The sequence below is a fragment of the Leclercia barmai genome (assembly GCF_049312895.1).
In the GTDB taxonomy this organism is placed as follows: Bacteria; Pseudomonadota; Gammaproteobacteria; order Enterobacterales; family Enterobacteriaceae; genus Enterobacter; species Enterobacter barmai.
Genome location: NZ_JBMNWZ010000002.1, coordinates 278,462 through 295,563, shown reverse-complemented (window position 1 = coordinate 295,563; position 17,102 = coordinate 278,462). Strand labels below are relative to the sequence as shown.

The 17,102-nt window shown below is 58.0% G+C and carries 18 protein-coding genes; 10 read left to right on the top strand and 8 right to left on the bottom strand.

Features of this window, described 5'->3' with window-relative positions:
- Nucleotides 1-95 precede the first annotated feature (95 nt).
- Both ACOYA6_RS09775 and bglB read left to right on the top strand, forming a co-directional pair.
- The gene (locus ACOYA6_RS09775) at nucleotides 96-1,679 is read left to right on the top strand and encodes an MFS transporter (RefSeq protein WP_039030840.1); all 1,584 of its coding nucleotides are present in this window, start codon (nucleotides 96-98) and stop codon (nucleotides 1,677-1,679) included.
- Nucleotides 1,680-1,683: 4 nt separating this feature from the next.
- Nucleotides 1,684-2,823, top strand: a complete 1,140-nt coding sequence (gene bglB, locus ACOYA6_RS09770) for a beta-galactosidase BglB (RefSeq protein WP_139563136.1) — start codon at nucleotides 1,684-1,686, stop codon at nucleotides 2,821-2,823.
- Between the two features lie 77 nt (nucleotides 2,824-2,900).
- Here bglB and argS read toward each other — a convergent pair whose 3' ends face one another.
- Nucleotides 2,901-4,634, bottom strand: a complete 1,734-nt coding sequence (gene argS, locus ACOYA6_RS09765; RefSeq protein ID WP_039030838.1) for an arginine--tRNA ligase — start codon at nucleotides 4,632-4,634, stop codon at nucleotides 2,901-2,903.
- A gap of 174 nt (nucleotides 4,635-4,808) precedes the next feature.
- Here argS and ACOYA6_RS09760 point away from each other — a divergent pair, with 174 nt between their 5' ends.
- Both ACOYA6_RS09760 and cutC read left to right on the top strand, forming a co-directional pair.
- Entirely contained in the window at nucleotides 4,809-5,369 is a 561-nt protein-coding gene (locus tag ACOYA6_RS09760; RefSeq protein WP_422654607.1) for a VOC family protein, read from the top strand.
- Nucleotides 5,370-5,378: 9 nt separating this feature from the next.
- Complete coding sequence (cutC, locus tag ACOYA6_RS09755; RefSeq protein ID WP_422654606.1) at nucleotides 5,379-6,122, top strand: copper homeostasis protein CutC; 744 nt, start codon at nucleotides 5,379-5,381, stop codon at nucleotides 6,120-6,122.
- Nucleotides 6,123-6,390: 268 nt separating this feature from the next.
- Here the strand turns inward: cutC and cmoB are convergent, their stop codons facing one another.
- Genes cmoB through ACOYA6_RS09730 form a run of 5 tightly spaced genes read right to left on the bottom strand, consistent with a single transcriptional unit; the run spans nucleotide 6,391 to nucleotide 9,968 of the window.
- A complete protein-coding gene (gene cmoB, locus ACOYA6_RS09750; protein ID WP_422654605.1) occupies nucleotides 6,391-7,362 on the bottom strand; it encodes a tRNA 5-methoxyuridine(34)/uridine 5-oxyacetic acid(34) synthase CmoB in 972 nt (323 codons plus the stop codon).
- Nucleotides 7,359-8,099, bottom strand: a complete 741-nt coding sequence (cmoA, locus tag ACOYA6_RS09745; protein WP_039030834.1) for a carboxy-S-adenosyl-L-methionine synthase CmoA — start codon at nucleotides 8,097-8,099, stop codon at nucleotides 7,359-7,361. The genes cmoB and cmoA overlap by 4 nt, the downstream gene beginning before the upstream one ends.
- A gap of 40 nt (nucleotides 8,100-8,139) precedes the next feature.
- The gene (locus ACOYA6_RS09740) at nucleotides 8,140-8,535 is read right to left on the bottom strand and encodes an MAPEG family protein (RefSeq protein WP_106993335.1); all 396 of its coding nucleotides are present in this window, start codon (nucleotides 8,533-8,535) and stop codon (nucleotides 8,140-8,142) included.
- Between the two features lie 51 nt (nucleotides 8,536-8,586).
- The gene (locus ACOYA6_RS09735) at nucleotides 8,587-9,405 is read right to left on the bottom strand and encodes a DUF72 domain-containing protein (protein ID WP_138369353.1); all 819 of its coding nucleotides are present in this window, start codon (nucleotides 9,403-9,405) and stop codon (nucleotides 8,587-8,589) included.
- A complete protein-coding gene (locus ACOYA6_RS09730) occupies nucleotides 9,402-9,968 on the bottom strand; it encodes a hydrolase (protein ID WP_422654604.1) in 567 nt (188 codons plus the stop codon). Before ACOYA6_RS09730 ends, ACOYA6_RS09735 begins: the two co-directional genes overlap by 4 nt.
- Before the next feature lie 240 nt (nucleotides 9,969-10,208).
- On the opposite strand from ACOYA6_RS09730, the gene aspS reads away from it, so the two are divergent.
- From aspS to ruvB, 6 genes are all read left to right on the top strand, one after another.
- The gene (gene aspS / locus ACOYA6_RS09725; RefSeq protein WP_039030830.1) at nucleotides 10,209-11,981 is read left to right on the top strand and encodes an aspartate--tRNA ligase; all 1,773 of its coding nucleotides are present in this window, start codon (nucleotides 10,209-10,211) and stop codon (nucleotides 11,979-11,981) included.
- Between the two features lies 1 nt (nucleotide 11,982).
- A complete protein-coding gene (nudB, locus tag ACOYA6_RS09720) occupies nucleotides 11,983-12,426 on the top strand; it encodes a dihydroneopterin triphosphate diphosphatase (protein ID WP_039030829.1) in 444 nt (147 codons plus the stop codon).
- 27 nt (nucleotides 12,427-12,453) lie between these two features.
- On the top strand, nucleotides 12,454-13,194 hold the full coding sequence (locus ACOYA6_RS09715) for a YebC/PmpR family DNA-binding transcriptional regulator (protein ID WP_039030828.1): 741 nt from the start codon (nucleotides 12,454-12,456) through the stop codon (nucleotides 13,192-13,194).
- A 34-nt stretch (nucleotides 13,195-13,228) separates the two neighbouring features.
- Complete coding sequence (gene ruvC, locus ACOYA6_RS09710) at nucleotides 13,229-13,750, top strand: crossover junction endodeoxyribonuclease RuvC (RefSeq protein WP_039030827.1); 522 nt, start codon at nucleotides 13,229-13,231, stop codon at nucleotides 13,748-13,750.
- A gap of 84 nt (nucleotides 13,751-13,834) precedes the next feature.
- On the top strand, nucleotides 13,835-14,446 hold the full coding sequence (ruvA, locus tag ACOYA6_RS09705) for a Holliday junction branch migration protein RuvA (protein WP_039030826.1): 612 nt from the start codon (nucleotides 13,835-13,837) through the stop codon (nucleotides 14,444-14,446).
- Nucleotides 14,447-14,454: 8 nt separating this feature from the next.
- The gene (gene ruvB, locus ACOYA6_RS09700; protein ID WP_422654603.1) at nucleotides 14,455-15,465 is read left to right on the top strand and encodes a Holliday junction branch migration DNA helicase RuvB; all 1,011 of its coding nucleotides are present in this window, start codon (nucleotides 14,455-14,457) and stop codon (nucleotides 15,463-15,465) included.
- 96 nt (nucleotides 15,466-15,561) lie between these two features.
- Here ruvB and znuB read toward each other — a convergent pair whose 3' ends face one another.
- Entirely contained in the window at nucleotides 15,562-16,347 is a 786-nt protein-coding gene (gene znuB, locus ACOYA6_RS09695) for a zinc ABC transporter permease subunit ZnuB (protein WP_138369351.1), read from the bottom strand.
- Nucleotides 16,344-17,099, bottom strand: coding sequence for a zinc ABC transporter ATP-binding protein ZnuC (gene znuC, locus ACOYA6_RS09690; RefSeq protein ID WP_039030823.1), 756 nt, complete (start codon nucleotides 17,097-17,099; stop codon nucleotides 16,344-16,346). Before znuC ends, znuB begins: the two co-directional genes overlap by 4 nt.
- Between the last annotated feature and the right edge of the window lie 3 nt (nucleotides 17,100-17,102).

Below are 17,102 nucleotides of genomic sequence, written 5' to 3'. Positions count from 1 at the left end.
TATCCCGATGGCGATACTCTTACTGTAACCCTGTAGTCACTCCCGTTAGCTCCGGGTTAACCGGGAGTCATCTGAAACTTACAGGGTCGACGGTAATGAAAACACGTAAAATTGGACTCGCGAACTATCTTGCTTACGGATCGGGCGATTTTCTCGGGGCGGGAACCACAGCGCTGACCGCTGCCTGGCTGTTGTATTTCTACACGACCTTCTGCGGCCTTACGCCGATTGAGGCCACCTTCATCTTCGCGGCGGCAAGGGTGCTTGATGCCGTCGTCAGTCCGCTGATGGGCTTTCTGACCGATAACTTTGGCACCACCTGGCTTGGCAAACGCTTTGGCCGCCGTAAGTTCTTTATCCTGCTGGGTATCCCGTGCGTCTTCAGCTACTCGCTGATGTGGGTCGGGGATATGGGCTTCTGGTACTACCTGCTGACCTATCTGATCTTCGATATCGTCTACACCATGATTCTGGTCCCGTACGAAACGCTGGTGCCGGAGATGACCGACGATTTCAAACAGAAAACCAAATTCTCCGGCGCGCGTATCTCCATGGCGCAGATGTCGGCGATTCTGGCCTCTTTCCTGCCGGGTATTCTGCTGACCCACTTTGGTAAAGACAACGCCGTCTCCTTCTTCTACGCCAGTCTGGTGTTCTCGGTGCTGTGCGCCCTGATGCTGACCTTCGTCTGGTTCTTCACCTGGGAACGTCCGCGGGAAGAGTGGAGCGAAGCCGCGCTGCGCGCCGAAGAGGAGAAGAAAAAGCTGACCCTTGGCCAGAGCCTGAACCGTCTGTTCGTTGAGCTGAGTTCCACACTGCGGATCAAAATTTTCCGCCAGCATCTGGGGATGTACCTCGGGGGCTATATCGCCCAGGACGTCTTCAACGCGGTCTTCACCTATTACGTGGTCTTCGTCCTGATGCAGGAAGCCTCCATGGCCTCCAACCTGCTGGGCACCATGGCTATCTTCCAGTTCCTCGCCGTTATCGCCATGATCCCGCTGTGCATCCGCTTCGGACCTGCGCCGTCGTACCGCATGGTGGTAGTGCTGTTTGGTCTGGCGTCCATGTCCTACGCCGGGCTCTATTACGCAGGCATGAGCGACATCTACGCGCTGCTGCTGCTGGTTTCTGCGCTGGCGGGTCTCGGCCGCGGCGGGATCAACTACGTACCCTGGAACACCTACACCTATATTGCTGACGTGGATGAAGTCATCACCGGCCAGCGCCGTGAAGGGATCTTCGCCGGGATCATGACCCTGACACGTAAGGCCTCTCAGGCGGGCGCCATCATGCTGGTGGGGATTGTGATGCAGATGTCCGGCTTCGTGAGCGGCCAGAAGGTGCAGCCGGAAGGGGTAAGCCACACCATTCTGATGATCCTGAGCGTGGGCACTATCCTGGTGCTGATCTGCGGCTTCCTGGTGTCGCTGCGCTTCAAACTGAACTTACAGACGCACAGCACGCTGCGTGAAGAGACGGCCAAAATGCGTGAGTCTGGCCGGGCAATGCCGGAGACCGCCACACCGCAGGCCCGCGCCACGGTTGAGATGCTGGCCGGTATGCCTTACGACTGCCTGTGGGGTAACAACAACATCGGTTATCTGAATCGTAATAAGCCCGCTGCACCGTCCCTGAAAGAACGTGCTCCACTGAATTCGACATACAACAGAGGTTAAGATTATGAAGGTTTGGCCTGTCAAACATAGCCCGTTACTGCGTCAGCCAGAGCGTTTTATCGCCCGGGATGAGCTGAAAACGCTGATCCAAAAAGTGACGCATAACCTGGTGAACATTCACGATAAAACCGGCGAGTTTTTACTGCGGCTGGACGACGGGCGGGTAATCGACACCAAAGGCTGGGCGGGCTGGGAGTGGACCCACGGGGTCGGTCTCTACGGTATCTGGCAGTATTACTGCCAGACCGGGGATGAAGCGATGCGCGACATCATCGACAGCTGGTTTGCCGATCGCTTTGCCGAAGGGGCCACCACTAAAAACGTCAACACCATGTCACCGTTTTTGACCCTTGCGTATCGCTATGAAGAGACGCGCAACCCGGCCTGGCTGCCGTGGCTGGAGAGCTGGGCCGAGTGGGCGATGAACGAGATGCCGCGCACCGATCACGGCGGCATGCAGCACATCACCCTGGCGGAAGAGAACCACCAGCAGATGTGGGACGACACCCTGATGATGACCGTCCTGCCGCTGGCGAAAATTGGCAAACTGCTCAACAAGCCAGAGTATGTGGAAGAGGCGGTGTATCAATTCCTGCTGCACGTGCAGAACCTGATGGACAGGGAGACCGGCCTGTGGTTCCACGGCTGGAGTTACGACGGTCAGCATAACTTTGCTAACGCCCGCTGGGCGCGCGGCAACAGCTGGCTGACCATCGTGATCCCGGATTTCCTCGAACTGGTGGATCTGCCGGAAAACAACGCCGTGCGCCGTTATCTGGTGCAGGTGCTGAATGCGCAGATTGCCGCGCTGGCGAAGTGTCAGGACGAGAGCGGCCTGTGGCATACGCTGCTCGACGATCCGAACTCCTACCTGGAGGCGTCCGCCACGGCAGGGTTCAGCTACGGGATCCTGAAAGCGGTGCGCAAGCGCTACGTGGGGCCGGAGTATGCGGAGGTGGCCGAAAAAGCCATTCGAGGGATTGTCAAAAACATCTCCCCGGAAGGTGAGCTGCTGCAAACCTCGTTCGGGACCGGGATGGGCAGCGATCTGGAGTTCTATCGCCAGATCCCGTTGACCTCGATGCCGTACGGTCAGGCGATGGCAATATTGTGTCTGACGGAATATCTGCGGAAATTCTTCTGATCTGGTGGAAATTCCCCGGTGGCGCTGCGCTTACCGGGGCTACAAAATAATAAACCCGGCGTAAGCCGGGTTTGTTTTTACATACGTTCTACGGTTTCGATACCCAGGGTATCCAGACCCAGCTTCAGGGTCTTCGCCGTCAGCTGCGCCAGCTTCAGGCGGCTGTTACGAACCGCTTCGCTCTCGGCGGAGAGGATAGGGCAGTGCTCATAGAAGCCAGAGAACAGGCCAGCCAGATCGTACAGGTAGGCACACATCACGTGCGGCGTACCGTCGCGGGCGACCACGGAGAGCGTCTCTTCGAACTGCAGCAGACGCGCGGCCAGCTGCGCTTCACGATCTTCAGTGATGGTCACCTGCGCCTGGGCCAGCGCGCTTTCATCGATGTCAGCTTTACGGAAGACAGACAGCACGCGGGTATAGGCATACTGCATATACGGCGCGGTGTTGCCTTCAAACGCCAGCATGTTATCCCAGTCGAAAACGTAGTCGGTGGTACGGTTCTTGGAAAGATCCGCGTATTTCACCGCACCGATACCGACGGCGTTGGCCAGTTTTTCCAGCTCGTCAGCAGGCATGTCCGGGTTTTTGTCGGCCACCAGACGACGGGCACGCTCCAGCGCCTCATCCAGCAGATCCGCCAGCTTCACGGTGCCGCCTGCGCGGGTTTTGAACGGCTTGCCGTCTTTACCCAGCATCATGCCGAACATGTGGTGTTCCAGCGGTACGGAATCCGGCACGTAGCCCGCTTTGCGCACGATAGTCCACGCCTGCATCAGGTGCTGGTGCTGACGGGAGTCGATGTAATAGAGCACGCGATCCGCATGCAGCGTCTCGTAGCGATACTTGGCGCAGGCGATATCGGTGGTGGTGTAGAGGAAGCCGCCATCCTTTTTCTGGATGATGACGCCCATCGGTTCGCCTTCCTTGTTTTTGTACTCATCAAGGAACACCACCGTCGCGCCTTCGCTTTCGACCGCCAGGCCTTTGGCCTTCAGATCGGCCACGATACCGGCCAGCATTGGGTTGTAGAGGCTTTCACCCATCACGTCTTTGCGGGTCAGGGTCACGTTCAGACGATCGTAGGTGATCTGGTTCTGAGACATGGTGATGTCCACCAGCTTGCGCCACATCTCGAGGAAGTAGGCATCGCCACCCTGCAGTTTTACCACGTAGCTGCGCGCGCGCTCGGCGAAGGCTTCGTCTTCGTCGTAGTGCTTTTTCGCGTCGCGGTAGAAACCTTCGAGGTCCGCCAGCGCCATCTCACCGGCGTTTTCCTGCTGCTGTTTCTCCAGCCAGGCGATCAGCATGCCGAACTGGGTGCCCCAGTCGCCGACGTGGTTCGCACGGATCACGTTGTGGCCGAGGAACTCCAGGGTGCGCACCGCGGCGTCACCGATGATGGTGGAGCGCAGGTGGCCGACGTGCATCTCTTTCGCCACGTTCGGGGCGGAGTAGTCGACAACGATGGTCTGAGCCTGCGGCTGCGCCACGCCCAGACGGTCGGACTGCAGCGCGGCATCCACGTTCTGCGCCAGGAAAGCCGGGTCGAGGAAGATATTGATAAAGCCCGGACCGGCGATTTCGGTTTTGCTGGCGATACCCTTGAGATCCAGATGCGTCAGGACCTGCTCTGCGAGTTGTCGCGGCGCCATGCCCAGTTTTTTAGCCACTGCCATCACGCCGTTGGCCTGATAGTCGCCAAACTGTACTTTCGCTGACTGACGAACCTGCGGTTCACAGTCTGCAGGTGCGCCTGCAGCAATCAGTGCCTGACTGACTTTTTCTGAGAGAAGAGCCTGAATATTCACCGGGATACCTTACATTTTTGACGCGACCATCATGCTGTCGCATCAGTTAAAGAAATTAGGCCGGGAGTATACTGCAATTGCCCGTTGCCGTCAGCACTGGCTCAAATCAGCGGTTGGTCGCAGGCGGGCAACAGAGTAAATTAACGCTTTTGCGTGACGATAAGAGTATTAACGATGGCGAACTGGCAATCTGTTGACGAGCTGCAGGACATTGCAGCCGATTTACCGCGTTTCACCGACGCCTTTACGGCGCTTTCCGCTCGCCTGGGTCTGGATATCGCCCCGCTCGCGGCGGACCACATCTCCCTGCGCTGCCACCAGAACGCCACTGCGGAACGCTGGCGGCGCGGGTTTGAGCAGTGCGGCGAGCTGCTCTCGGAAAACATCATTAATGGCCGTCCGATCTGCCTGTTTAAGCTGCACGAGCCGGTGTGCGTCGACCACTGGCGCTTTACTGTGGTCGAGCTGCCCTGGCCGGGTGAAAAACGCTACCCGCACGAAGGCTGGGAGCATATCGAAATCGTCCTGCCCGGCGACCCGGATACCCTGAATGCCCGCGCCCTGGCGCTGCTCTCTGACGAGGGGTTAAGCCAGCCCGGGATCTTTGTGAAAACCAGTTCGCCAAAAGGGGAGCGCGAGCGCCTGCCTAATCCCACCCTGGCGGTGACCGACGGCAGCGTGACGGTGAAGTTCCACCCCTGGACAATCGAGCAGATTGTCGCCAGCGAAGAATAAGGAGGTTTTATGGCATTGCTGGAGATCTGTTGTTACAGCATGGAGTGTGCCCTGACCGCGCAGGAGCAGGGTGCCGATCGTATTGAGCTCTGTGCCGCTCCGAAAGAGGGCGGGCTGACCCCGTCTTATGGCGTACTGAAATCGGTGCGTCAGGCGGTGCGTATTCCGGTTCACCCGATTATCCGGCCCCGCGGCGGGGATTTTTGCTACAGCAGCGGCGAGTTTAACGCCATGCTCGAGGATATCGCCCTCGTGAAAGAGCTGGGTTATCCGGGGCTGGTGACCGGCCTGCTGAATGAGGACGGCGACATCGATATGCCGCGTATGCGCCAGATTATGGCCGCCGCACAGGGGATGGCGGTAACTTTTCATCGTGCCTTCGATATGTGCATCAATCCGCAGCAAGGCTTTGAAAAGCTGGCGGAACTGGGGGTGGCGCGTGTGCTGACATCCGGCCAGCAGTCGTCTGCTGAAAAAGGTATTTCATTAATTAAGGAACTAAAAGCGCAATCAGGTGTTCCAATAATAATGGCGGGTGCTGGCGTTCGCGCCGCCAACCTGGAGACGTTTTTACAGGCAGGGGTTAAAGAGCTTCACAGCTCGGCCGGGAAATGGTGGCCATCACCCATGCGCTATCGCAATACAGGGTTGTCGATGTCGACGGATGCCGAAGCGGATGAATATTCCCGCTATGGCGTAGAGGGAGAGTCGGTAGCCCGAATGAAGGCGATAATCGAGCAGTATCGCCGCTAAGACCAGTTTTTACCGCGCATCATGTCGCCCAATGTGATGCTTGTTTGTACCAGGCCCCTGCAATTTCAACAGGGGCCTTTTTTTATCCTTTATCCTTCATATTTCAAGCCGCAGCGGCGTTGGCTGCCTCGCTCACCCCGGTCACTTACTGATGTAAGCTCCCGGGGATTCGCTGCGTTGCCGCCTTGCTGCAACTCGAAATATTTCGGATAAAATGGCAGATGTTGTTTTGTAGGCCGGGTAAGGCGAAGCCGCCACCCGGCAAAAATCACGGCCTGGTGGCAATCAACACCGCACGGACCGGGGCCGGATAACCTTCGATCGTTTTGCTGCTGTCGTTCGGGTCGAGGAACTCGGCCAGCGATTCGGTGGTCATCCACTCTGTACGGCGCTGCTCTTCGGTGGTGGTGACGCAAACGTCCGCGATGCGAATATCCACAAAACCGCATTTCGCCAGCCAGTTTTTCAGCGCCAGCGCCGACGGAATAAAGTAGACGTTACGCATCTGGGCATAACGATCCCCCGGCACCAGAACGGTGTTCTCATCCCCTTCAACCACCAGCGTCTCCAGCACCAGCTCGCCGCCGCTGACCAGCTGATCTTTCAGCTGCCAGAGGTGCTCCAGCGGGGAGCGGCGATGATAGAGCACGCCCATTGAGAAGACGGTGTCGAACGCCGCCAGGGCAGGGAGTTGCTCAATGCCCAGCGGCAGCAGGTGCGCGCGCTGGTCGTTGCCAAGCAGCTTGCGCACGGCTTCGAACTGGCAGAGGAACAGCTGGGTTGGGTCGATGCCCACCGCCAGATGCGCGCCAGCGCCAATCATGCGCCACATGTGATAGCCGCTGCCGCAGCCGACATCGAGAATGGTGCGCCCGGTTAAATCGGAGAGGTGCGGCAGGACGCGATCCCACTTCCAGTCTGAACGCCATTCGGTGTCGATCTGCATGCCGTACAGCGAAAACGGCCCCTTGCGCCACGGCATCAGGTTACGCATCAGATTTTCAAGACGCAGCTTCTGGCCTTCGCTCAGCGGCTCTTCGCTCTCGGCGGTCACGCTGTGCAGCAGATCCAGCTTATACGGCGTCATCTCCGGCAGAAATTCAACCGCATTCTTCCACTGCTTAAACTGACCGTGCAGCGACTCACGCTGCCAGGCGGCGATCTGCGCGGGCAGGGTTTCCAGCCAGTGGGAGAGGTGGTTTTTGGCAATCAGCTGATAAAAGTTACCGAAATCAATCATGCGTCACCGCCCTTCAGCGCCACCAGCGAGCCAAAGTTGAAGCACTGGAACCACAGCTCGCTGTGCTCGAAGCCGGCCTTGTGCAGACGCGCCTTATGAGCCTCAACCGAGTCGGTCAGCATCACGTTCTCCAGCATGCTGCGCTTCTGGCTGATCTCCAGTTCGCTATAGCCGTTGGCGCGTTTGAAATCGTGATGCATGTTGAACAGCAGTTCGCCGACGGTGGCATCTTCAAAGCTGAATTTTTCCGACAGCACCAGCGCGCCGCCGGGGTTCAGCCCCTGATAAATTTTGTCCAGCAACAGCTGACGATCTTCGGGCACCAGGAATTGCAGGGTAAAATTCAGCACCACCATTGAGGCGTTTTTGATTTCAATATGGCGGATATCGCCCTCGACCACCTCTACCGGGGTAGGCGCTTTCCAGGCGTCGATATGACGGCGGCAGCGTTCGACCATCGCCGGAGAGTTATCCACGGCGATAATGTTGCACCCGTCGTGCTTGATGTTACGACGAACCGACAGCGTGGCTGCGCCCAGCGAGCATCCCAGATCGTAGACCTGCGTGTCTGGCTGAACAAAACGTTCCGCCAGCATGCCGATCATGGAGATGATATTGGAGTAGCCGGGGACCGAGCGCTGGATCATATCCGGGAAGACTTCAGCCACCCGTTCATCGAAGGTCCAGTCGCCCAGACTGGCGATAGGCGCAGAAAAAAGCGTGTCGCGATCTGACATAACGTAAAAATCCGGGAAAAATAAAGGGGCGTATTGTGCGCTAATGCAGGGAGAAAACCAACTCCCACGGCATATACCACAGGTTAGCCAGCACCATTAGCACAAGCGAACACCAGGTGGCGCTCATGCCGGAACGACGCCAGCGGAACAGGCGCTGATGGAGGCCATAGTAGTGCATCAGGCGTCCAAGGATCAGCAGCAGGCCGCAGACATGCAACATCCAGGTCTCCGCGCCGTTCATTTCCATAAACAACAGCAAAATCAGCGCCGCCGGAATGTACTCCACCGCATTGCCGTGAATGCGGATAGCGGTTTGCAGCTCAGAGAAACCCCCGTCGCCATAAGAGACGCGGTACAACATCCGCAGGCGCGCAACATCGAACGAAAACTTGATTAACAGTAACGCACCCAGCACCGCATACAGCGCGCAAACCATACAAACTCCCTGTTTTTTGGCAGATGGCATTTCATATGATAGGGGCTGAGATCAGAAAAGAGAAGATTGCTGCGGAATAGTGGGGGCATCGCCAATGGACGGCGCCACGGCCTGCAAGGCCTGCCAGAGAGCATCGACCAGTTCCGGCGCCTGGGCGATATCGGGAGTATGTAAAAAAAGATAGGGGGTGGCGGTCTGTTCCCACTTCGCCAGGGTCTGCAGCCAGACGGCAAACAGCGCCTGGTTTTGCGGCATATTGTCGCTGCCGATAAACCGCACCATCGGATTACTGGCGGTCATCACCGCATGCACCGGCACCTTCGGTTTTTTGCGCTGCGCTTCGATGATGGCTTCGTTATGCGCAACGGCGGCATGAACGGGACGGCTGTCGAGGATCGTCCGGTTGACGCCGCGCTCGTGCAGGCCACGGTTAAGCGCTTGCTCCGCTTCGCCTTTCATAAAGAACTCAGGATGACGGACCTCTACGCCGTAGGTAAATTCCCGGGGCAGGGCGTCGAGAAACTGCCAGAGCGCGGGCAGATCGCGCGGCCCAAAGGTGGCGGGGAGCTGCACCCAGTACTGTCCGATGCGGTCGGCCAGCGGCGACAGTCGGGTGAAAAACTCGGCGGTTAAATCATCGCAGTTACGCAGCGCGGCCTGATGGGAGATGGTGGCCGGGAATTTAAAGCAGAAGCGGAAGTCGTCGCCGGTCTGCTCCCGCCAGCGCGCCACCACCTCAGGTTTAGGCAGCGCGTACAGCGTGGTATTGCCCTCCACACAGTTAAAGTGGCGGGCATACTCTTCAAGACCGGTAATCCCCAGCCGCACCCATTTCGGATGCGACCATTGGGGTAACCCCAGATAAATCATAGTGCGCTGATAATCTCGTCGGTGCTGCGTACCCGGCCAATGCGCGGGAAGATGTTGGTCATGCTGCCGAGATGCTGGTCGGCCGAGGCCGCGCTGCAGGCGTCTTCGGCGATCACCAGATTAAAGCCCAGCTCCCAGGCGTTACGCGCGGTGGACTCAACGCCAATGTTGGTGGAGATCCCACACAGAATAATAGTCTCGATACCGCGACGACGCAGCTGTAACTCCAGATCGGTGCCGTAGAATGCGCCCCACTGGCGTTTGGTCACCTCGATATCGCTATCGCGTTTGCCGAGAGACAGCGGGTAGTGCCACCAGTTTTCCGGCAGGGCATGGGCGGGCGCCTGGGCATCCACCGGCTGTTTCAGCGCCTCGGCGAAATCGGCGGACCAGCCCACTCGCACCATCACCACGGGCGATCCGCTGGCGCGGCATTTTTCGGCCAGACGTGCGCTGCGGCTGACCACATCCTGGGCGGTATGCGGACCACCGGCAAAGGGCAGGATCCCTTCCTGTAAATCAATCACCACTAGGGCGGTACGGGCGGCGTCGAGTGTGAACATGGTTATTCCTGTTAAATAGTTAGCCTTGCTAATACCTTACGCTGAGCCAGCATGTTCCAGGTCTGATATTTTTGTTAAATTTTGTGAGAATATGCAAGATGCGAGCAGCAAACGCGCGTCTGGCGCGCTTCTCTCTTATCGTCTGGCGGAATTTCCAGTATAATAGCCGCCTTTTTTCATCCAGTTTGACATACAGAAAGCTGCGACCTTGTAGCCTGCGGCTAAGTTAAGGGATATCTCATGCGTACAGAATATTGCGGGCAGCTGCGTCAGTCCCACGTCGGACAGCAGGTGACCCTGTGTGGTTGGGTCAACCGTCGTCGTGATCTTGGCAGCCTTATCTTTATCGATATGCGCGACCGCGAAGGCATCGTGCAGGTGTTTTTCGATCCAGACCGCGCCGATGCGTTAAAGCTGGCAGCTGAACTGCGTAATGAGTTCTGCATCCAGGTGACCGGTACCGTGCGTGCGCGTGACGAAAAGAACATCAACAGCGACATGGCGACCGGCGAAATCGAAGTGCTGGCGACCGATCTGACCATCATTAACCGTTCAGACTCACTGCCGCTGGATTTCAACCACGTCAACACCGAAGAAGCGCGTCTGAAATTCCGCTATCTTGATCTGCGTCGCCCGGAAATGGCCGATCGCCTGAAAACCCGCGCGAAAATCACCAGCCTGGTGCGCCGCTTTATGGACGATCACGGTTTCCTCGATATCGAAACCCCGATGCTGACCAAAGCGACCCCGGAAGGCGCGCGTGACTATCTCGTGCCATCCCGCGTTCATAAAGGCAAATTCTACGCGCTGCCACAGTCCCCTCAGCTGTTCAAACAGCTGCTGATGATGTCCGGTTTCGACCGCTACTATCAGATCGTGAAATGCTTCCGTGACGAAGACCTGCGTGCTGACCGTCAGCCAGAATTTACCCAGATCGACGTCGAGACCTCCTTCATGACCGCTGAGCAGGTGCGTGAAGTGATGGAAGCGCTGGTCCGTAGCCTGTGGCTGGACGTGAAGGGCGTGGATCTGGGCGACTTCCCAATCATGACCTTCGCTGAAGCGGAACGTCGCTACGGCTCTGACAAACCAGACCTGCGTAACCCGATGGAGCTTGTGGACGTTGCCGACCTGCTGAAAGGCGTGGAGTTCGCGGTCTTCTCTGGCCCGGCTAACGATCCGAAAGGCCGCGTCGCCGCGCTGCGCGTACCTGGCGGTGCTGCCTTAAGCCGTAAGCAGATTGACGACTACGGCAACTTCATCAAAATTTATGGCGCGAAAGGCCTGGCTTACATCAAAGTCACCGAGCGCGCGAAAGGCATCGAAGGCATCACCAGCCCGGTGGCGAAATTCCTGAATGCTGAGATCGTTGAATCCATTCTGGCGCGTACTGAAGCCCAGGACGGCGACATGATCTTCTTCGGCGCGGACAACAAGAAAGTGGTTGCCGACGCGCTGGGCGCACTGCGTCTGAAGCTGGGCAAAGATCTGAACCTCACTGACGAAGCCAAATGGGCGCCGCTGTGGGTTATCGACTTCCCGATGTTCGAAGATGACGGCGAAGGCGGTCTGACCGCGATGCACCACCCGTTCACCTCCCCGAAAGAGATGAGCGCGGCAGAGCTGCAAGCAGCACCGGAAGAGGCCGTCGCTAACGCCTACGACATGGTGATCAACGGCTACGAAGTGGGCGGCGGTTCCGTGCGTATCCACAGCGGCGACATGCAGCAGACCGTATTTGGTATTCTGGGCATTAACGAACAGGAACAGCGCGAGAAGTTTGGCTTCCTGCTGGATGCCCTGAAGTACGGTACACCGCCGCACGCAGGTCTGGCGTTTGGTCTGGATCGTCTGACCATGCTGCTGACCGGCACCGACAACATTCGTGATGTTATCGCCTTCCCGAAAACCACCGCCGCTGCGTGTCTGATGACCGAAGCGCCAAGCTTCGCTAACCCGGCTTCCCTGAGCGAACTGGGTATCGAAGTGGTGAAAAAGGAAGAGAAAAACTGATATGGCATATAAGCTTCCCGTTTCCGTGTTAGTGATCATTTATGCAGAAGACACGAAGCGGGTGCTGATGTTGCAGCGACGCGACGATCCCGCTTTCTGGCAGTCGGTTACCGGCAGCCTGGAGGAGGGTGAAACCGCGTTGCAGGCCGCCGCGCGCGAAGTAAAGGAAGAGGTCGCCATTGATGTTGCTCGCGAGCAACTGACCCTGAAGGACTGTCAGCGCACGGTGGATTTTGAAATCTTTAGCCATTTACGTCATCGCTATGCGCCGGGGACCGAACGCAATACAGAATCCTGGTTCTGTCTTGCGCTTCCCCACGAGCGGGAGATCGTGTTCACCGAACATTTGACCTACCGCTGGGTTAATGCAGCCGAAGCCGCAGCGTTAACCAAGTCGTGGAGCAACCGGCAGGCGATTGAAGAATTTGTAATTAACGCCGCCTGAAAGGGCGCGCTTTTTGGAGAGTTTTTTATGGCAGGTCATAGTAAGTGGGCCAACACCAAACACCGCAAAGCGGCACAGGATGCCAAACGCGGTAAGATCTTCACCAAAATCATTCGTGAGCTGGTTACCGCAGCTCGTCTGGGCGGCGGCGATGCCGGCTCTAACCCGCGTCTGCGCGCAGCGATCGATAAAGCGCTGAGCAACAACATGACCCGTGACACCCTGAACCGTGCTATTGCCCGTGGCGTAGGCGGCGATGAAGACGCGAACATGGAAACCATCATTTATGAAGGTTACGGTCCTGGCGGCACGGCGGTGATGATTGAATGCCTGTCCGACAACCGTAACCGTACCGTGGCCGAAGTGCGTCATGCCTTCACCAAAACCGGTGGTAACCTGGGCACCGACGGTTCCGTTGCGTACCTGTTCAGCAAGAAAGGCGTGATCTCCTTCGAGAAAGGCGACGAAGACGCGATCATGGAAGCGGCGCTGGAAGCCGGTGCTGAAGACGTTGTGACCTATGACGACGGCGCGATTGACGTCTATACCGCATGGGAAGAGATGGGTGCCGTGCGTGATGCGCTGGAAGCCGCTGGCCTGAAAGCCGACGCAGCCGAAGTCACCATGATCCCATCCACCAAAGCGGATATGGATGCGGAAACTGCACCGAAACTGCTGCGTCTGATCGACATGCTTGAAGATTGCGACGATGTGCAGGAAGTGTATCACAACGGTGAAATCTCCGACGAGGTTGCGGCTACGCTGTAATGGCCCAACCTAAACCGATAACCGGAGCGGCGTGATGGCGATTATTCTCGGTATTGACCCGGGCTCACGCATCACCGGTTATGGCGTTATCCGCCAGGTCGGGCGTCAGTTAACCTACCTGGGCAGTGGCTGTATCCGTACTAAAGTGGACGATCTGCCGTCGCGCCTGAAGCTCATTTACGCGGGCGTGACGGAGATCATCACTCAGTTCCAGCCGGACTATTTCGCCATCGAACAGGTGTTTATGGCGAAGAACGCCGACTCGGCGCTTAAGCTGGGTCAGGCGCGCGGCGTGGCGATTGTCGCCGCGGTGAACCAGGATCTGCCGGTGTTTGAATACGCCGCGCGGCAGGTCAAGCAAACCGTGGTGGGGAACGGTGGGGCAGATAAAAGCCAGGTGCAGCACATGGTGCGTACCCTGCTAAAACTGCCCGCCAATCCACAGGCGGATGCCGCTGATGCGCTGGCAATTGCCATTACCCATTGCCACGTTAGCCAGAACGCGATGCAGATTAGCGAGTCGCGGCTCAACCTGGCGCGCGGTCGATTACGCTAAATGTGTGAAATCAGGCTGGATGTTTATCCAGCCTTTTTTTATTATGGCAGCGGTAACTTTTAGCCCTTAACGCAGGAGCGTCACGTGATAGGCAGACTCAGAGGCATCATCCTTGAAAAACAACCCCCGATAGTGCTGCTTGAGGCCGCAGGCGTGGGCTATGAAGTGCACATGCCGATGACCTGCTTCTATGAGTTGCCGGACGCGGGCAAAGAGGCGATTATCTTTACCCACTTCGTGGTGCGTGAAGATGCCCAGCTGCTGTTTGGCTTTAACAACAAGCAGGAACGCACCCTGTTTAAAGAGCTGATCAAAACCAACGGCGTGGGGCCAAAGCTGGCGCTGGCGATCCTCTCCGGGATGTCGGCTGCGCAGTTTGTTAACGCCGTTGAGCGTGAAGATCCCGCCGCCCTGATTAAACTTCCGGGCATCGGTAAGAAAACGGCCGAGCGCCTGATTGTCGAGATGAAAGATCGCTTCAAAGGTCTGCATGGCGATCTGTTTACCCCTGCTGCCGACCTCGTGCTGACTTCGCCGGCGGGCCCGGCAACAGATGATGCGGAACAGGAAGCGGTTGCCGCGCTGGTGGCGCTGGGCTATAAACCTCAGGAAGCGAGCCGAATGGTCAGTAAAGTGGCTAAACCGGACGCTACCAGTGAAACCCTGATTCGTGAAGCGCTGCGCGCCGCATTGTGAGGTAAAGGATGATTGAAGCAGACCGTCTGGTCTCAGCAGGCAGCGTTCAGACAGAAGATCTGGTGGACAGGGCGATCCGCCCGAAGCTGCTTGATGAGTATATTGGCCAGCCGCAGGTGCGCTCGCAGATGGAGATCTTCATCCAGGCGGCGAAACTTCGCGGCGACGCCCTCGATCACCTGCTGATTTTCGGCCCGCCAGGGCTCGGGAAAACCACCCTCGCCAATATCGTCGCCAACGAGATGGGCGTCAATCTGCGCACCACCTCCGGCCCGGTGCTGGAAAAGGCGGGCGATCTGGCGGCGATGCTGACCAACCTCGAACCCCACGATGTGCTGTTTATCGATGAGATCCATCGCCTGTCACCGGTGGTGGAAGAGGTGCTCTATCCGGCGATGGAAGACTACCAGCTGGATATCATGATTGGCGAAGGCCCGGCCGCGCGTTCGATTAAAATCGACCTCCCGCCTTTCACCCTGATTGGCGCCACCACCCGCGCGGGTTCCTTAACCTCGCCGCTGCGCGATCGTTTCGGCATCGTGCAGCGCCTTGAGTTTTACCAGGTGCCCGATCTCCAGCACATTGTGAGCCGAAGTGCGCGCTACATGGGGCTGGATATGAGCGAAGAGGGGGCTTTCGAAGTGGCGAAGCGCTCCCGCGGCACGCCGCGTATCGCCAACCGCCTGCTGCGCAGGGTGCGCGATTTTGCCGAAGTGAAGCACGACGGCACCATCTCGCTGGATATCGCTGCCCAGGCGCTGGATATGCTGAACGTCGATGCCGAAGGGTTTGACTATATGGACCGTAAGCTGCTGCTGACGGTGCTGGACAAGTTCTTCGGCGGGCCGGTGGGGCTGGATAACCTGGCGGCGGCGATTGGTGAAGAGCGGGAAACCATCGAGGATGTGCTGGAGCCGTATCTGATCCAGCAGGGCTTTTTGCAGCGTACGCCGCGCGGGCGCATGGCGACGGTAAGAGCCTGGGACCACTTTGGCATTACGCCGCCACAGATGCCTTAATCACTTTGGGCATTGCCGGGTGGCGGCTGCGCCTTACCCGGCCTACAAAAGCGCAATTCCGTAGGCCCGGTAAGCGTAGCGCCACCGGGCAATACCTCAGCTGGCAGGCTTCTTCATCATACTGAAGATAAACAGCGTAGCCGCACACAGCACCACGGACGGCCCGGCAGGGGTGTCATAAAATGCCGAGAAGGTTAATCCGCCGGTCACCGCGATCATCCCCACACCCACAGCCACACCGGCCATCTGCTCCGGCGTACGGGCAAAACGACGTGCGGTGGCGGCAGGGATAATCAACAGGGAGGTGATGATCAGCGCCCCGACAAACTTCATCGCCACGCCAATGGTCAACGCGGTCACCAGCATCAGCAGCAGTTTTACGCGCTGCAGTTTCACGCCATCAACAAAGGCTAAATCCGGGCTGATGGTCATCGCCAGCAGGTTGCGCCACTGCCACAGCAGGATAGCCAGAACAATCACCACTCCGATGGCGATGGCAATCAGGTCGTCCGGCGTGACCGCCAGCAGATCGCCAAACAGATAGGCCATCAGATCCACGCGGATGTTGGACATCAGGCTCACCACCACCAGACCCAGCGACAGGGCGCTGTGGGCCATGATCCCAAGCAGCGTATCCACCGCAAGGTGCGGGCGTTTTTCAAGCCACACCAGACCCGCCGCCAGCAGCAGCGTCACCGCAATCACCGCGTAAAAAGGATTCACATCCAGCAGTAAACCAAATGCCACCCCCAGCAGAGAAGCATGGGCCAGCGTATCGCCAAAGTAGGACATCCGGCGCCAGACGACAAACGAGCCCAGTGGACCCGCCGCGCAGGCGAGCATTATCCCGGCCAGCCAGCCGGGCAGTAATAGTTCAATCATGAGTTACCGTTTCCCCGGCGAAGGACAATGCGTCCCTGCAAATCATGGCGGTGGTTGTGATGGTGGCGATAAATGCCCAGCTGTTCAGCGCCGCGTGGGCCAAACATCGAGATAAATTCAGGGTGCATGGAGACCACTTCCGGCGTGCCGGAGCAGCAGATGTGGTGGTTCAGGCAGAGCACTTCGTCGGTTTTCGCCATCACCAGATGCAGGTCGTGGGACACCATCAGCACGGCGCAGTCCAGCTCTTTACGCAGCTGATCGATCAGATCATACAGCGCAACCTGTCCGTTAACATCCACACCCTGAGTCGGTTCATCGAGCACCAGCAGCTGCGGTTTGTTCAACAGCGCACGGGCCAGCAGCACGCGCTGAGTCTCGCCGCCGGAGAGCTTTTGCAGGGGCGCTTCAATCAGATGTCCGGCCTGCACACGTTTAAGCGCCGGAAGAATATCCTCTTTGCGCGTATCGGGGCGCAGTCGCAGGAAGCGGCTGACCGTCAGCGGCAGCGTGGCGTCAAGGTGCAGCTTCTGAGGCACATAGCCAATGCGCAGCTGCCGGTCACGCTTGATCAGGCCTGAGTCCGGTGCTACCAGGCCCAGTACAACCCGCACCAGCGTGGACTTACCCGCACCGTTTGGACCCAGAAGCGTCAGAATTTTGCCGGGTTTCAGATCCAGCGAAACGTCAGAGAGGACGCGGCGCTGACCAAATGAAACCGAAATATTTTCGAGAGATACCAGATTCGTCATGTC

What these genes read in the sequence shown, in the direction of transcription:
- ACOYA6_RS09730 (WP_422654604.1), bottom strand. Translation starts at nt 9,968, where the DNA reads ATGTTCACACTCGACGCCGCCCGTACCGCCCTAGTGGTGATTGATTTA.
- ACOYA6_RS09760 (WP_422654607.1), top strand. Translation starts at nt 4,809, where the DNA reads ATGGCGAACTGGCAATCTGTTGACGAGCTGCAGGACATTGCAGCCGAT.
- ACOYA6_RS09735 (WP_138369353.1), bottom strand. Translation starts at nt 9,405, where the DNA reads ATGATTTATCTGGGGTTACCCCAATGGTCGCATCCGAAATGGGTGCGG.
- nudB (WP_039030829.1), top strand. Translation starts at nt 11,983, where the DNA reads ATGGCATATAAGCTTCCCGTTTCCGTGTTAGTGATCATTTATGCAGAA.
- aspS (WP_039030830.1), top strand. Translation starts at nt 10,209, where the DNA reads ATGCGTACAGAATATTGCGGGCAGCTGCGTCAGTCCCACGTCGGACAG.
- znuB (WP_138369351.1), bottom strand. Translation starts at nt 16,347, where the DNA reads ATGATTGAACTATTACTGCCCGGCTGGCTGGCCGGGATAATGCTCGCC.
- ruvC (WP_039030827.1), top strand. Translation starts at nt 13,229, where the DNA reads ATGGCGATTATTCTCGGTATTGACCCGGGCTCACGCATCACCGGTTAT.
- ruvB (WP_422654603.1), top strand. Translation starts at nt 14,455, where the DNA reads ATGATTGAAGCAGACCGTCTGGTCTCAGCAGGCAGCGTTCAGACAGAA.
- ACOYA6_RS09775 (WP_039030840.1), top strand. Translation starts at nt 96, where the DNA reads ATGAAAACACGTAAAATTGGACTCGCGAACTATCTTGCTTACGGATCG.
- cutC (WP_422654606.1), top strand. Translation starts at nt 5,379, where the DNA reads ATGGCATTGCTGGAGATCTGTTGTTACAGCATGGAGTGTGCCCTGACC.
- ACOYA6_RS09740 (WP_106993335.1), bottom strand. Translation starts at nt 8,535, where the DNA reads ATGGTTTGCGCGCTGTATGCGGTGCTGGGTGCGTTACTGTTAATCAAG.
- znuC (WP_039030823.1), bottom strand. Translation starts at nt 17,099, where the DNA reads ATGACGAATCTGGTATCTCTCGAAAATATTTCGGTTTCATTTGGTCAG.
- ACOYA6_RS09715 (WP_039030828.1), top strand. Translation starts at nt 12,454, where the DNA reads ATGGCAGGTCATAGTAAGTGGGCCAACACCAAACACCGCAAAGCGGCA.
- bglB (WP_139563136.1), top strand. Translation starts at nt 1,684, where the DNA reads ATGAAGGTTTGGCCTGTCAAACATAGCCCGTTACTGCGTCAGCCAGAG.
- cmoB (WP_422654605.1), bottom strand. Translation starts at nt 7,362, where the DNA reads ATGATTGATTTCGGTAACTTTTATCAGCTGATTGCCAAAAACCACCTC.
- cmoA (WP_039030834.1), bottom strand. Translation starts at nt 8,099, where the DNA reads ATGTCAGATCGCGACACGCTTTTTTCTGCGCCTATCGCCAGTCTGGGC.